A 14,511-nucleotide genomic window follows, 5' to 3' on the forward strand; every position below is an offset into this window, starting at 1 on the left:
AAAAACGGCTCTTCAGGGTGATGTGCGGTACATATATACCGCACTCGCCAATTCGTTCTCGGGTACAAATCAGCAAGCTGCCGCAAACGGCTGCGGCCAGTTAAACTGCGCCTTTGCGACGCTATATGTCGCATTGCCGTAAACCCGGGAAAATCCGGGGTTTGCGCTATAAGAAGTTGTCGCTTGGCGACAAGGCCGGGCTGAAAACTGTCCTTACAATCCCCCCATCGCTCGCCAGTTTCAGGCGGGTGTTCCTCTTCAGGAGACTCCGATGTCCGTTGAGCACGCTGCGGTAGAACGCGCCGATTTCGACCAGGTAATGGTTCCCAACTACGCGCCTGCCGCTTTTATTCCGGTGCGTGGCGCCGGTTCCCGCGTCTGGGACCAGAGCGGCCGCGAGCTGATCGACTTCGCCGGCGGGATTGCCGTTAACGTATTGGGCCATGCGCATCCGGCGCTGGTCGGTGCGCTGACCGAACAGGCGAACAAGCTGTGGCACGTGTCCAACGTGTTCACCAACGAGCCGGCCCTGCGCCTGGCGCACAAGCTGATCGACGCCACGTTCGCCGAGCGCGTGTTCTTCTGCAACTCCGGCGCCGAAGCCAACGAGGCCGCCTTCAAGCTGGCCCGTCGCGTGGCGTTCGACCGGTTCGGCAGCGAGAAGTACGAGATCATCGCTGCGCTCAACAGCTTCCACGGCCGTACCCTGTTCACCGTCAACGTTGGTGGCCAGTCGAAGTACTCCGACGGTTTCGGTCCGAAAATCACCGGCATCACCCACGTTCCTTACAACGATCTGGCCGCGCTGAAAGCGGCGGTTTCCGACAAGACCTGTGCGGTCGTGCTCGAACCGATCCAGGGCGAGGGCGGTGTACTGCCGGCCGAACTGGCTTACCTGCAAGGTGCCCGTGAACTGTGCGACGCGCACAACGCGCTGCTGGTGTTCGACGAAGTGCAGACCGGCATGGGCCGTACCGGCCATCTGTTCGCCTACCAGCACTACGGCGTGACCCCGGACATTCTGACCAGCGCCAAGAGCCTGGGCGGCGGTTTCCCGATCGCCGCGATGCTGACCACCGAAGCGCTGGCCAAGCATCTGGTGGTCGGCACCCACGGCACCACTTACGGCGGCAACCCGCTGGCGTGTTCGGTAGCCGAAGCGGTGATCGACGTGATCAACACCCCTGAGGTGCTGAACGGCGTCAACGCCAAGCACGACAAATTCAAGACCCGCCTGCAGCAGATTGGCGAGAAGTACGGCCTGTTCACTCAGGTGCGTGGCCTCGGTCTGTTGATCGGTTGCGTGCTGAGCGATGCCTGGAAAGGCAAAGCCAAGGACATCTTCAACGCCGCTGAAAAAGAAGGCCTGATGATTCTGCAGGCCGGCCCGGACGTGATTCGTTTTGCCCCGAGCCTGGTGGTGGAAGACGCCGATATCGACGCTGGTCTGGACCGCTTCGAACGCGCCGCCGCCGCACTGACGCAAGCCTGATAGACCCTTCGACGCCTGAGGATCTCGGGCGTCGAACCCAATTTTGATACCGGGCAATATCAAATGTGGGAGCGGGCTTGTGGTGAGGGGATTTATCCCCGATGGGCTGCGCAGCAGCCCCAAGCTTTTTGAGGGCCGCTACGCGCCCCATCGGGGATAAATCCCCTCACCACAAAAGCCCGCTCCCACAGTGTCCGGTGTTTTCTTCAGTAAATTTTTATAAGAGAAAGGAGTGACACCATGCTGGTGATGCGCCCTGCGCAAATGGCTGATCTGGGCGAGGTACAGCGTCTGGCTGCGGACAGTCCGATTGGTGTCACTTCCTTGCCGGATGACGTGGAACGTCTGAGCGACAAGATCGCCGCAAGCGAAGCCTCGTTTGCTGCCGAAGTGAGTTTCAACGGCGAGGAGAGCTACTTCTTCGTCCTCGAAGACACCGCCACCGGCAAACTGGTCGGCTGCTCGGCCATTGTCGCCTCGGCCGGCTACTCGGAGCCGTTTTACAGTTTTCGCAACGAGACCTTCGTTCACGCCTCCCGTGAGCTGAAGATCCACAACAAGATCCACGTGCTTTCGCAATGCCACGACCTGACCGGCAACAGCTTGCTGACCAGTTTCTACGTGCAGCGTGAACTGGTGGGGTCGCCGTGGGCCGAGCTCAACTCCCGTGGTCGCCTGCTGTTCGTTGCCAGTCACCCGGAGCGTTTCGCCGATTCGGTGGTGACCGAGATTGTCGGCTACAGCGACGAGAACGGCGACTCGCCATTCTGGGATGCAATCGGCCGCAACTTCTTCGACCTCAACTACGCCGAGGCCGAGCGCCTGTGTGGCCTGAAGAGCCGCACGTTCCTCGCCGAGCTGATGCCGCATTACCCGATCTACGTGCCGCTGTTGCCGGATTCCGCTCAGGAAGCGATGGGCCAGGTGCACCCGCGTGCGCAGATCACCTTCGACATCCTGATGCGCGAAGGCTTCGAGACCGATCACTACATCGACATTTTCGACGGTGGCCCGACCCTGCATGCGCGTGTTTCGGGGATCCGTTCGATCGCCCAGAGCCGTGTGGTGCCGGTGAAGATCGGCGAGCCGGTCAAAGGTGCCGGGCGCCAGTACCTGGTGGCCAACGCGCAGTTGCAGGATTACCGCGCGGTGCTGCTGGAACTCGATTACGCGCCGGGTAAACCGGTGACCCTGGATCTGGAAGCAGCCGAAGCCCTGGGCGTCGGTGAAGGTGCCAGCGTGCGCCTGGTGGCGGTTTAACGCCTTAGCGAGTTTCACGGGTGGCGAAGGCGGCCCGTTTGAGGAGATAGCATGATTGTTCGTCCCGTACGCAGCAGCGATTTATCCGCGCTGATCGACCTGGCCCGCAGCACCGGCACCGGCCTGACCACGTTGCCGGCCAACGAAGAACGCCTGACTCACCGGGTCGGCTGGGCCGAGAAGACCTTTCGCGGCGAAGCCGGCCGTGGCGATGCGGACTACCTGTTCGTGCTCGAAGACGACAACGGTCGCGTGGTGGGGATTTCCGCCATTGCCGGCGCGGTCGGTCTGCGTGAGCCGTGGTACAACTTCCGCGTCGGCCTGACCGTCAGCGCCTCGCAAGAGCTGAACATTTATCGCGAGATTCCGACGCTGTTCCTCGCCAACGACTTGACCGGCAACTCCGAGCTGTGCTCGCTGTTCCTGCACGCCGATTACCGCACCGGCCTGAACGGCCGCATGCTGTCCAAGGCACGCATGCTGTTCATCGCCGAGTTTCCGGAACTGTTCGGCAACAAAATCATCGCCGAGATGCGTGGTGTTTCCGATGAGGCCGGTCGTTCGCCGTTTTGGGAAAGCCTCGGTCGGCACTTTTTCAAGATGGAATTCAGCCAGGCCGATTACCTGACCGGCGTCGGCAACAAGGCGTTCATCGCCGAACTGATGCCGAAATTCCCGCTGTACACCTGCTTCCTGTCGCCGGATGCGCGCAACGTCATCGGTCAGGTGCACCCGGACACCGAGCCGGCGCTGGCGATGCTCAAGAGCGAAGGTTTCAGCTATCAGGGCTACGTCGATATCTTCGATGCCGGCCCGGCCATCGAGTGCGAAACCAGCAAGATCCGCGCGGTGCGCGACAGCGAAGCGCTGGTGCTGGCGATCGGTACGCCGGGCGATGACGCCACGCCGTTCATCATCCATAACCGCAAGCGCGAAGACTGCCGCATTACGGCTGCCCCGGCCCGTCTGGCTGCCGGCACGCTGGTGGTCGATCCGCTGACCGCCAAACGTCTTCAACTCAACGCCGGCGATCAAGTGCGCGCCGTGGCGTTGTCTGCTGCTCGGGAGTCGAAATAATGAATTCGCTATACATCGCAGGTGAATGGCTGGCCGGTCAGGGCGAAGCCTTCCAGTCGCTGAACCCGGTGACCCAGCAAGTGCTGTGGTCGGGGGAGGGCGCCACCGCCGCTCAGGTCGAGTCCGCCGTGCAGGCGGCGCGCCAGGCCTTTCCGGGTTGGGCGCGGCGTTCGCTGGATGAGCGCATCAGCGTCCTCGAAGCCTTTGCCGCGGCCCTGAAAAACCACAGCGACGAACTGGCCCGCACCATCGGCGAGGAAACCGGCAAGCCCCTGTGGGAAGCCGCGACCGAAGTCACCAGCATGGTCAACAAGATTGCGATCTCGGTGCAGAGCTACCGCGAACGTACCGGCGAGAAGAGCGGCCCGCTGGGCGACGCCACCGCCGTGTTGCGCCACAAACCACACGGCGTGGTAGCGGTGTTCGGCCCTTACAACTTCCCGGGCCACTTGCCGAACGGCCACATCGTGCCGGCGCTGCTGGCCGGTAACAGTGTGCTGTTCAAGCCAAGCGAGCTGACGCCGAAAGTCGCCGAGCTGACGGTCAAGTGCTGGATTGAAGCCGGTCTGCCGGCCGGCGTGTTGAACCTGCTGCAAGGCGCTCGCGAAACCGGTATCGCCCTGGCGGCGAACCCGGGCATCGACGGTCTGTTCTTCACCGGCTCGAGCCGTACCGGCAATCACCTGCACCAGCAGTTTGCCGGGCGTCCGGACAAGATCCTCGCGCTGGAAATGGGCGGCAACAATCCGCTGGTGGTCGATCAGGTCACTGATCTGGACGCAGCCGTTTACACGATCATTCAGTCGGCCTTCATCTCTGCCGGCCAGCGCTGCACGTGCGCGCGTCGTCTGCTGGTGCCGCAAGGCGCGTGGGGCGACAGCCTGCTCAAGCGTCTGGTGGACGTCAGCGCGACCCTCGAAGTCGGTGCGTTCGATCAACAGCCGGCGCCGTTCATGGGCTCGGTGATTTCCCTTGGCGCGGCGAAAGCGCTGATGGATGCCCAGCAACATCTGTTGGCCAATGGCGCGGTATCGCTGCTGGCGATGACTCAGCCGCAAGCGCAATCGGCCTTGCTGACCCCGGGCATTCTTGATGTGACCGCTGTGGCCGAGCGCCCGGACGAAGAACTGTTCGGCCCGTTGCTGCAAGTGATCCGCTACGCCGATTTCGCTGCGGCGATCGCTGAGGCCAACGATACCGCTTATGGCCTGGCGGCTGGCTTGCTGTCGGATTCCGAAGATCGTTATCAGCAGTTCTGGCTGGAAAGCCGCGCCGGTATCGTCAACTGGAACAAACAACTGACCGGTGCCGCGAGCAGCGCGCCGTTCGGTGGTGTCGGCGCTTCGGGCAACCATCGCGCCAGTGCCTATTACGCGGCGGATTATTGCGCGTACCCGGTGGCCTCGCTAGAAACCCCAAGTCTGGTGTTGCCGGCGGCCCTGACGCCTGGCGTGAAAATGGCGTGATGCCTATCGCTGGCAAGCCAGCTCCCACAAGTGCGATGAGATCCCTGTGGGAGCTGGCTTGCCAGCGATGGCCGCGCCGCGGTCTCAAAGAATAGTTACTGAAGCCTATAACAACAGATTCTCGTGGAGCCTCGCTGATGAAATCCTATGAAGTCAATTTTGACGGTCTAGTGGGGCCGACCCATAACTACGGTGGTCTGTCCTACGGCAACGTTGCGTCCCAGAGCAACAGCCAGCAGTCCTCGAACCCGAAGGAAGCGGCGCTGCAAGGCCTGGCGAAAATGAAAGCGCTGATGGAAATGGGCTTTCAGCAAGGCGTGCTGGCGCCGCAGGAGCGTCCGGACGTGGCCGCGTTGCGCCGTCTGGGTTTCAGCGGCACCGACGCGCAAGTGATCGAACGCGCCGCGAAAGAAGCCATGCCGTTGCTGGTTGCCAGTTGCTCGGCGTCGAGCATGTGGGTGGCCAACGCCGCCACCGTCAGCCCGAGTGCCGATACTGCTGACGGTCGCGTGCACTTCACCGCCGCCAACCTCAACTGCAAATACCACCGCAGTATCGAACACCCGACCACCAGCCGCGTGCTCGGTGCGATGTTCGCTGATCAGCAGCACTTCGCCCACCACGCCGCGTTGCCGGCGGTGGCGCAATTCGGTGACGAAGGCGCGGCCAACCACACGCGCTTCTGCCGTGAGTACGGCGAGGCCGGTGTCGAGTTCTTCGTGTTCGGTCGCAGTGCGTTCGACACTCGCTACCCGGCGCCGCAAAAGTACCCGGCGCGCCAGACTCTGGAAGCGTCGCAAGCGGTGGCGCGTCTGCACGGTCTGCGTGACGAAGGCGTGGTTTACGCCCAGCAAAACCCGGCGGTGATCGACCAGGGCGTATTCCACAACGACGTGATCGCGGTGGGTAACGGCGAGGTGCTGTTCTATCACGAGGACGCGTTCCTCGACACCGAACAGATGCTGGCCGAGTTGCAGGGCAAACTGGCCAAGGTCGGCGGCCAGTTCCAGTCGATCTGCGTGCCGCGTTCGGCGGTCACCGTGGATGATGCGGTGCGTTCCTATCTGTTCAACAGCCAGCTGCTGTCGCGTCCGGATGGCTCGATGCTGCTGATCGTGCCGGAGGAGTGCCGTGGCAACGAGCGCGTGTGGAACTACCTGCAAGGTCTGACCAGCTCCGGCGGCCTGATCCGCGAAGTCAAAGTCTTCGACCTCAAGCAAAGCATGCAGAACGGCGGCGGCCCGGCGTGCCTGCGACTGCGCGTCGCGCTCAACGAAACCGAGCTGGCAGCAGTCAACCCAGGGGTTATCATGACCGCACCGTTGTACGGTTCGTTGACCGCATGGGTTGAAAAGCACTACCGCGACCGCCTGAGCGAAACCGATCTGGCGGACCCGCAATTGCTGCTTGAATGCCGGACGGCACTGGATGAACTGACGCAAATCCTTAAACTGGGCGCGGTTTATCCATTCCAGATCAATTGATGGCCGGCGCGTCGCCTGAACGCGACGCGCGGCTTGTCTCCCCAAGAGAGTAAAAACATGAGCGATTCCCTGCAGCTGATCCTTGAAGACACCGACGGCACGCAACTGCAAACCTCGTGCACCCGCGTCGCGGTCATGTGGCAAGGCAAAGAGCTGTGGATCCAGCAGGACGGCCGTGGCCAACTGCTGATCGGCGTGGACGTCGAGGAAGGTGACGAAGAGTACGCCAACCTGCTGCTGCGCCCACTGGCAACTAATCTGGTCAGTCTGCAACTGGAGATGGAACCGGCTGACGTCGGCGACGAAGACCACGTGCACGGCCCGGATTGCAACCACGATCACTAAGGAAACCGCTCTATGCTCGCCCTCGGCAAACTGCTTGAACTGACCCTCGCCGGCCGCGAACCGGCGGAGAAGACTCAACTGACTGTCGAAGGCGTGCGCATGCGCTGGTTGAGCGAGGGTGCGCTGGAAGTCCGGCCACCCGAAGCGCGCGACAATGGCCTGGACCTGCTGCTGTCGGCAGGTATTCACGGCAACGAAACAGCGCCGATCGAATTGCTCGACCGGCTGCTGCATGACATCGCTCGCGGCGATCTGAAGCCGCGCGCACGCATTCTGTTCCTGTTCGGCAACCCGGAAGCGATCCGCAAGGGCGAGCGCTTCGTCGAGCAGGACGTCAATCGGCTGTTCAACGGCCGGCATGAACAAACCAGTGGTTCCGAAGCCATCCGCGCCTGCGAGCTGGAACGGCTGGCGGCGAGTTTCTTCAGCCTGCCAGACCGTCAGCGTCTGCACTACGACCTGCACACCGCGATTCGTGGTTCGAAGATCGAGCAGTTCGCCCTGTATCCGTGGAAAGAAGGACGCCAGCATTCGCGCCGCGAACTGGCGCGTCTGCGCGCCGCCGGGATGGAAGCGGTGCTGCTGCAGAACAAGCCGTCGATCGTGTTCAGTTCCTACACCTACGACAAGCTCGGTGCCGAGGCTTTCACTCTTGAGCTGGGCAAGGCACGGCCGTTCGGGCAGAACCAAGGGGTGGATGTTTCGCGCCTGGAAACCCGTCTGAAGCAGATCATCGAAGGCAATGAGCCGGATCTGGCCGAACAAGGCCTGGACGGTTTGCAGCTGTTCAGCGTCGCGCGGGAGATCATCAAGCACAGCGATGCCTTCCGCCTGAACCTGCCGGCGGACATCGAGAACTTTTCTGAATTGGATGTGGGTTATCTGCTGGCCGAAGATCTGGCCAACACCCGCTGGATCATCGAGGAAGAGGGCGCACGAATCATCTTCCCGAACCCCAAGGTCAAGAACGGCTTGCGCGCGGGCATTCTGATCGTGCCGGCCACCGACGAAAACCTCGCCTGATGCCGTCTCTGAGCTGACAGAAATTCCTGTAGGAGCTGCCGAAGGCTGCGATCTTTAGATCTTGTTTTTAGACGATCAAAAGATCGCAGCCTCGTTTCACTCGACAGCTCCTACAGGGGAGCGTTGTGGTCAGACGGCGACTGCGCGCGGCTCACTGCGACGCAGTGCGCGAACCTTCTGCAGCGTATCCGCGCAAGTCCGCGCCGCTTCCTGACCCTTGTGCACGAAGTGCTCGAAGAAGAATTTCTGGTGCTCTTCACCGGCATGGAAGTGATGCGGGGTCAGCGATACCGAGAACACCGGCACTTCGGTTTCCAGCTGCACCTGCATCAGGCCGCTGACCACTGACTGGGCAACGAACTCGTGACGGTAGATGCCGCCGTCCACGACCAGAGCAGCCGCGACGATGCCGGCATAACGGCCGGTCTTGGCCAGCAACTTGGCGTGCAGAGGCATTTCAAAGGCGCCGCCGACTTCAAAGAAATCGATGTCCGATTCCTGATAACCCTGAACGAGCATTTCGGCGACGAAGCCCTTACGGCTCTGGTCGACGATTTCCTTGTGCCAGCAGGCCTGGATGAACGCAACACGTTCGCCGTGGGGGTGTTTGCTTTTGCTGTCGATAGCGGTGGGTTGCATGTTCTGACTCCTGTTTGTGTAAAAAACAGGGCGTTATGAATCGAAAGGGATTCAAGGGTACGCACGAGCACACAGGCGCGCGGGCGGCCCTTTGGTGTCAATCCCGTTCTCTCTTCATCCGGACTATGACCGTCGGCCCCGGAATCACACCGGGTCTGCTGACCTTGTCGTCGTGCGCCGCCAATGCAGTGTCCGTCGTCAAGCGCTCGCGGGCTATGCGCGTTGCGCGCAATTACCGCCGGTGGGGAATTACACCCCGCCCTGAGAACGTTTTTGCCGCCCGTTCTCGGGCGGCGCAGCGTTTTTATCACAGATCAGCGAGCGGTGCATTGCGCCTTTGTGATGATTGCTATCGAGTTTGTTGAATGTTCGTGGCGAGAATTCTTGCCCCAAGGGTTGATTAATCGGCGCCATGACCGCAGTAATTCACCTTCGAAAAGGGATTTCCCCTGCTGACTCTGAGGCCAGGTTCATGAGCATTATCGATCTTCGCAGCGACACCGTTACCCAACCGACTCCTGCCATGCTCGACGCGATGACGGCGGCGGCCACCGGTGACGATGTGTACGGCGAAGATCCGACGGTCAATCGTCTGGAGGCGGAACTGGCGAAGCGCCTGGGGTTCGCCGCTGCGCTGTTCGTGCCGACCGGCACCATGAGCAACCTGCTGGGCCTGATGGCGCACTGCGAACGTGGCGACGAATACATCGTCGGCCAGCAGGCGCACACCTATAAGTACGAAGGCGGTGGCGCGGCGGTGCTCGGCTCGATCCAGCCGCAGCCGCTGGAAGTGCAGGCCGACGGTTCGCTGGATCTGGATCAGGTCGCGGCAGCGATCAAGCCGGACGACTTCCATTTCGCCCGGACCCGTTTGCTGGCGCTGGAAAACACCATGCAAGGCAAAGTGCTGCCGCTGGAGTATCTGGCCCGCGCCCGGCGCTTCACTCAGGATAAAAGCTTGCAACTGCACCTCGACGGCGCGCGCCTTTACAACGCCGCGGTCAAGCTGGGCGTCGATGCACGGGAAATCACTCAGTACTTTGATTCGGTGTCGGTGTGCCTGTCCAAAGGCCTTGGCGCGCCGGTGGGTTCGGTGCTGTGCGGTTCAGCCGAGTTGATCGGCAAGGCCCGCCGCCTGCGCAAAATGGTCGGCGGCGGCATGCGTCAGGCCGGTTTGCTCGCGGCGGCGGGGCTGTACGCGCTGGATCACCACGTCGAGCGTCTGGCGGATGACCATGCCAATGCGAAATTTCTGGCTGAAGGCCTGCGCGAGGCCGGGTTCAGCGTCGAGCCGGTGCAGACCAACATGGTCTACGTGCAAATGGGCGACCGTGCCGAAGCGCTTAAAGCGTTTGCCGCCGAGCGCGGGATCAATTTGAGCGCCGCCGCGCGCTTGCGCATGGTCACGCACATGGACGTCAATCGCTCGCAAATCGAACAAGTGATCGCGACATTCGTCGAGTTTTCGCGCAAGTGACAGCGTTAGCCGTCCAATTGACCGTTACTATCGTATAAACACGCTGTACCCCGCGCGAAGGGCCGATATAATGCGGCCCTTTGCCGTCGTTTCGTCTGTTGACGTTTCGTACAGGCCTTTGGCCGCAGCCTCCGTGGAAGAACCTAATGAAAAGCGCAGAAATCCGTGAAGCCTTCCTTCGCTTCTTCGAAGAGCAAGGCCACACCCGTGTAGCCTCCAGCTCTTTGATTCCGGGCAACGACCCAACCCTGCTGTTCACCAACGCGGGGATGAACCAGTTCAAGGACTGCTTCCTGGGCCAGGAAAAGCGCGCGTACACCCGCGCAACCAGCAGCCAGAAGTGCGTGCGTGCCGGTGGCAAGAACAGCGACCTGGAAAACGTCGGTTATACCGCTCGTCACCACACCTTCTTCGAAATGCTCGGTAACTTCAGCTTCGGTGACTATTTCAAGCACGACGCGATTACCTTTGCCTGGACCTTCCTGACTGGCGTTCTGAAACTGCCGAAGGAAAAACTCTGGGTCACCGTCTACGCCTCCGACGACGAAGCGTATGACATCTGGACCAAAGAAATCGGTGTGCCGGTCGAGCGCATGATCCGCATCGGCGACAACAAAGGCGCGCCTTACGCCTCCGACAACTTCTGGACCATGGGCGATACCGGCCCGTGCGGCCCCTGCACCGAGATTTTCTACGATCACGGCGACCACATCTGGGGCGGCCCACCGGGTTCGCCGGAAGAAGACGGCGACCGTTACATCGAGATCTGGAACAACGTGTTCATGCAGTTCAACCGCACCGCCGATGGCGTGTTGCATCCGTTGCCAGCGCCGTCGGTCGACACCGGCATGGGCCTGGAGCGGATCAGTGCGGTGATGCAGCACGTCAATTCCAACTACGACATCGACCTGTTCAAGAACCTGCTCAAAGCCTCGGCTGAAGCCATCGGCTGCGAAAACGGCGATCAGTCGTCGCTCAAAGTGGTGTCCGACCACATCCGTTCGTGCGGCTTCCTGATCGCTGACGGTGTACTGCCGTCCAACGAAGGTCGCGGTTACGTGCTGCGCCGGATCATCCGTCGCGCCTGCCGTCACGGCAACAAGTTGGGCGCCACTGGCAGCTTCTTCTACAAGATCGTCGCGGCGCTGGTCGCCGAGATGGGCGAAGCCTTCCCGGAACTGCAGAAGCAGCAGAGCAACATCGAGCGCGTACTCAAGGCTGAAGAAGAGCAGTTTTCCAAGACCCTGGAGCACGGCCTGAAGATCCTCGAACAGGATCTGCTGGAACTCAAAGGCACCGTGGTGCCGGGCGACGTAGTGTTCAAACTCTACGACACCTACGGTTTCCCGATGGACCTGACGGCTGACATCGCTCGCGAGCGTGGCCTGACCGTCGACGAAGTCGGCTTCGAGCGTGAAATGGAAGCCCAGCGTGTGCGTGCGCGTTCGGCCAGCTCGTTCGGTCTGGATTACAACACCCTGGTCAAGGTTGATGTGGCTACCGAGTTCACCGGCTACACCGACACCAGCGGCTCGGCAAAAATCGTCGCTATCTATAAAGATGGCCAGTCGGTCGACGTCTTGAGTGAAGGCGAAGAGGCGGTGATCGTGCTGAACCAGACGCCGTTTTACGCTGAATCCGGCGGCCAGATCGGCGACTGCGGTTTCCTGCAGGCCGGTAACGCACGTTTCGACGTCCGTGACACCACCAAGACCGGCGGCGCGTTCCTGCACCACGGCGTGCTGGATTCCGGCAGCCTGACCATCGGCGCGCCAGTGGAAACCCACGTCGATGCCGAAGTGCGTCACGCGACCTCGCTGAACCACTCCGCGACTCACTTGCTGCACGCTGCGCTGCGTCAGGTGTTGGGCGAGCACGTTCAGCAAAAGGGTTCGTTGGTGGATAGCCAGCGTCTGCGCTTCGACTTCAGCCACTTTGAAGCGATCAAGCCTGAGCAGATCAAAGCGCTGGAAGACATCGTCAACGCCGAGATCCGCAAGAACTCCGCGGTTGAAACCGAAGAAACCGACATCGAAACCGCCAAGCAGAAAGGCGCGATGGCGCTGTTCGGCGAGAAGTACGGCGACAACGTGCGCGTGCTGAGCATGGGCGGCGATTTTTCCGTCGAGCTGTGTGGCGGTATCCACGCCAACCGTACCGGCGACATCGGCCTGCTGAAAATCATCAGCGAAGGCGGTGTGGCATCGGGCGTGCGTCGTATCGAGGCAGTCACCGGTGCTGCAGCACTGGCCTACTTGAACGCTGCTGAAGAACAACTCAAGGAAGCGGCCAACCTGGTCAAGGGCAGCCGCGACAATCTGATCGACAAGCTGTCGGCTGTGCTGGAGCGCAATCGCGCGCTGGAAAAGCAACTCGAGCAGTTGCAGGCCAAGGCCGCCAGCGCCGCCGGCGACGATCTGTCGAACTCGGCAGTCGACGTCAAAGGCGTGAAGGTTCTGGCTGCACGTCTGGATGGTCAGGACGGCAAGGCGCTGCTGGCGCTGGTCGATCAGCTGAAAAACAAACTCGGCCGCGCAGTGATCCTGCTCGGCAGTGTCCATGAGGAAAAGGTCGTACTGGTTGCAGGCGTAACCAAGGACCTGACTGGCCAACTCAAAGCCGGTGATTTGATGAAACAGGCTGCTGCGGCAGTGGGCGGGAAGGGCGGTGGTCGTCCGGACATGGCGCAGGGCGGCGGTGTCGACGCCGGCGCACTGGATGGCGCCCTGGCGCTGACCGTTCCATTCGTCGAGCAGGGTTTATAAGACGGCCCGCCGGGCCCGCAGTCTAGTGGCGGGTCCGGCGGCTGTTCGAGTGATTATTGGGCGCCCTTCATGGGCAGAGGCGGCTTTGAAATGGCTTTGATCGTACAGAAATTTGGAGGCACCTCGGTCGGCACTGTCGAGAGAATCGAGCAGGTCGCCGACAAGGTTAAGAAATTCCGCGATGCCGGCGATGACCTGGTGGTTGTGCTGTCTGCAATGAGCGGCGAAACCAACCGTCTGATCGATCTGGCCAAGCAAATCAGTGGCGACGTGCAACCGGTTCCGCGTGAGCTGGACGTGATCGTTTCCACCGGTGAGCAGGTGACGATTGCCCTGTTGGCCATGGCACTGATCAAGCGCGGTGTGCCGGCGGTGTCGTACACCGGTAATCAGGTGCGGATCCTGACAGACAGTGCGCACAATAAAGCGCGTATCTTGCAGATTGATGACCAGAAGATTCGCGGTGATCTGAAAGCAGGTCGCGTGGTGGTTGTCGCCGGTTTCCAGGGCGTCGACGAGCACGGCAACATCACCACCCTCGGTCGTGGCGGTTCCGACACCACGGGCGTGGCACTGGCGGCTGCGTTGAAGGCTGACGAGTGCCAGATCTACACCGACGTCGATGGTGTCTACACCACTGACCCGCGCGTGGTGCCAGTCGCTCAGCGTCTGGACAAGATCACCTTCGAAGAGATGCTGGAAATGGCCAGCCTCGGTTCCAAGGTGCTGCAGATCCGTGCGGTGGAGTTCGCCGGCAAGTACAACGTTCCGCTGCGCGTACTGCACAGCTTCAAGGAGGGTCCGGGTACCCTCATTACTATTGATGAAGAGGAAACCATGGAACAGCCGATCATTTCCGGCATCGCTTTCAACCGCGATGAAGCCAAGCTGACCATCCGTGGCGTGCCAGACACCCCGGGCGTGGCGTTCAAGATTCTCGGCCCGATCAGTGCCGCGAACATCGAAGTCGACATGATCGTGCAGAACGTCGCGCACGATAACACCACCGACTTCACCTTCACCGTGCACCGCAACGACTACCAGGCCGCACAGACCGTGCTGGAAAACACCGCTCGCGAGATCGGTGCCCGTGAAGTCGTAGGCGATACCAAGATTGCCAAGGTCTCGATCGTCGGCGTCGGCATGCGTTCCCACGCAGGCGTGGCCAGCCGCATGTTCGAATCCCTGGCCAAGGAAAGCATCAACATCCAGATGATCTCGACGTCGGAAATCAAGGTTTCCGTGGTGATCGAAGAGAAATATCTGGAACTGGCTGTGCGCGCCCTGCACACGGCTTTCGAACTGGACGCTCCGGCCCGTCAGGGCGAGTAATCCGGTCACCTGAAGGGCGCGGTCTGACCGCGCCCTTTATTTTTTGAATGGCGCGAGCCCCCTGAACTGTTCTTTTGCTCGCGCTGGTCAATACTCAGGCATGTAGGGCTACGATCGCTCCGGTTGTAGGTCGGGTGCCTTTTTTTTGCAG

11 protein-coding genes and 1 riboswitch are annotated in these 14,511 nt (G+C 61.2%); of the genes, 10 read left to right on the forward strand and 1 reads right to left on the reverse strand.

The window, feature by feature from the left end:
* Positions 1-271 precede the first annotated feature (271 nt).
* From ACTJKS_RS00475 to astE, 7 genes are all read left to right on the forward strand, one after another.
* Positions 272-1,492: an aspartate aminotransferase family protein gene (locus ACTJKS_RS00475; RefSeq protein WP_047295848.1), complete on the forward strand. Its 1,221-nt coding sequence runs from the start codon at positions 272-274 to the stop codon at positions 1,490-1,492.
* A gap of 240 nt (positions 1,493-1,732) precedes the next feature.
* Positions 1,733-2,752, forward strand: a complete 1,020-nt coding sequence (gene aruF, locus ACTJKS_RS00480; protein WP_025112905.1) for an arginine/ornithine succinyltransferase subunit alpha — start codon at positions 1,733-1,735, stop codon at positions 2,750-2,752.
* 51 nt (positions 2,753-2,803) lie between these two features.
* Positions 2,804-3,829: an arginine N-succinyltransferase gene (gene astA / locus ACTJKS_RS00485; RefSeq protein ID WP_027612638.1), complete on the forward strand. Its 1,026-nt coding sequence runs from the start codon at positions 2,804-2,806 to the stop codon at positions 3,827-3,829.
* Positions 3,826-5,295: a succinylglutamate-semialdehyde dehydrogenase gene (gene astD, locus ACTJKS_RS00490; RefSeq protein ID WP_262948263.1), complete on the forward strand. Its 1,470-nt coding sequence runs from the start codon at positions 3,826-3,828 to the stop codon at positions 5,293-5,295. Before astA ends, astD begins: the two co-directional genes overlap by 4 nt.
* A gap of 137 nt (positions 5,296-5,432) precedes the next feature.
* On the forward strand, positions 5,433-6,779 hold the full coding sequence (gene astB / locus ACTJKS_RS00495) for an N-succinylarginine dihydrolase (protein WP_108183542.1): 1,347 nt from the start codon (positions 5,433-5,435) through the stop codon (positions 6,777-6,779).
* 57 nt (positions 6,780-6,836) lie between these two features.
* Positions 6,837-7,124, forward strand: coding sequence for a hypothetical protein (locus tag ACTJKS_RS00500; RefSeq protein WP_041066534.1), 288 nt, complete (start codon positions 6,837-6,839; stop codon positions 7,122-7,124).
* 12 nt (positions 7,125-7,136) lie between these two features.
* Positions 7,137-8,147, forward strand: coding sequence for a succinylglutamate desuccinylase (astE, locus tag ACTJKS_RS00505; protein WP_108183541.1), 1,011 nt, complete (start codon positions 7,137-7,139; stop codon positions 8,145-8,147).
* Positions 8,148-8,276: 129 nt separating this feature from the next.
* On the opposite strand, the gene ACTJKS_RS00510 is transcribed toward astE, so the two are convergent.
* A complete protein-coding gene (locus ACTJKS_RS00510; protein WP_041066540.1) occupies positions 8,277-8,786 on the reverse strand; it encodes a 6,7-dimethyl-8-ribityllumazine synthase in 510 nt (169 codons plus the stop codon).
* A 101-nt stretch (positions 8,787-8,887) separates the two neighbouring features.
* A riboswitch (FMN riboswitch) is annotated at positions 8,888-9,059 on the reverse strand.
* A 199-nt stretch (positions 9,060-9,258) separates the two neighbouring features.
* On the opposite strand from ACTJKS_RS00510, the gene ltaE reads away from it, so the two are divergent.
* From ltaE to ACTJKS_RS00525, 3 genes are all read left to right on the forward strand, one after another.
* Positions 9,259-10,263: a low-specificity L-threonine aldolase gene (ltaE, locus tag ACTJKS_RS00515; protein ID WP_108183540.1), complete on the forward strand. Its 1,005-nt coding sequence runs from the start codon at positions 9,259-9,261 to the stop codon at positions 10,261-10,263.
* Positions 10,264-10,409: 146 nt separating this feature from the next.
* Positions 10,410-13,028 carry an alanine--tRNA ligase gene (gene alaS, locus ACTJKS_RS00520; protein WP_086794684.1) on the forward strand — a complete coding sequence of 873 codons (2,619 nt, stop codon included), beginning with the start codon at positions 10,410-10,412 and terminating at the stop codon, positions 13,026-13,028.
* Between the two features lie 90 nt (positions 13,029-13,118).
* A complete protein-coding gene (locus tag ACTJKS_RS00525; protein ID WP_025112914.1) occupies positions 13,119-14,360 on the forward strand; it encodes an aspartate kinase in 1,242 nt (413 codons plus the stop codon).
* The last annotated feature ends 151 nt before the right edge of the window (positions 14,361-14,511 follow it).

It is taken from the genome of Pseudomonas sp. 22189 (genome assembly GCF_052045635.1).
Lineage (GTDB): Bacteria > Pseudomonadota > Gammaproteobacteria > Pseudomonadales > Pseudomonadaceae > Aquipseudomonas > Aquipseudomonas parakoreensis.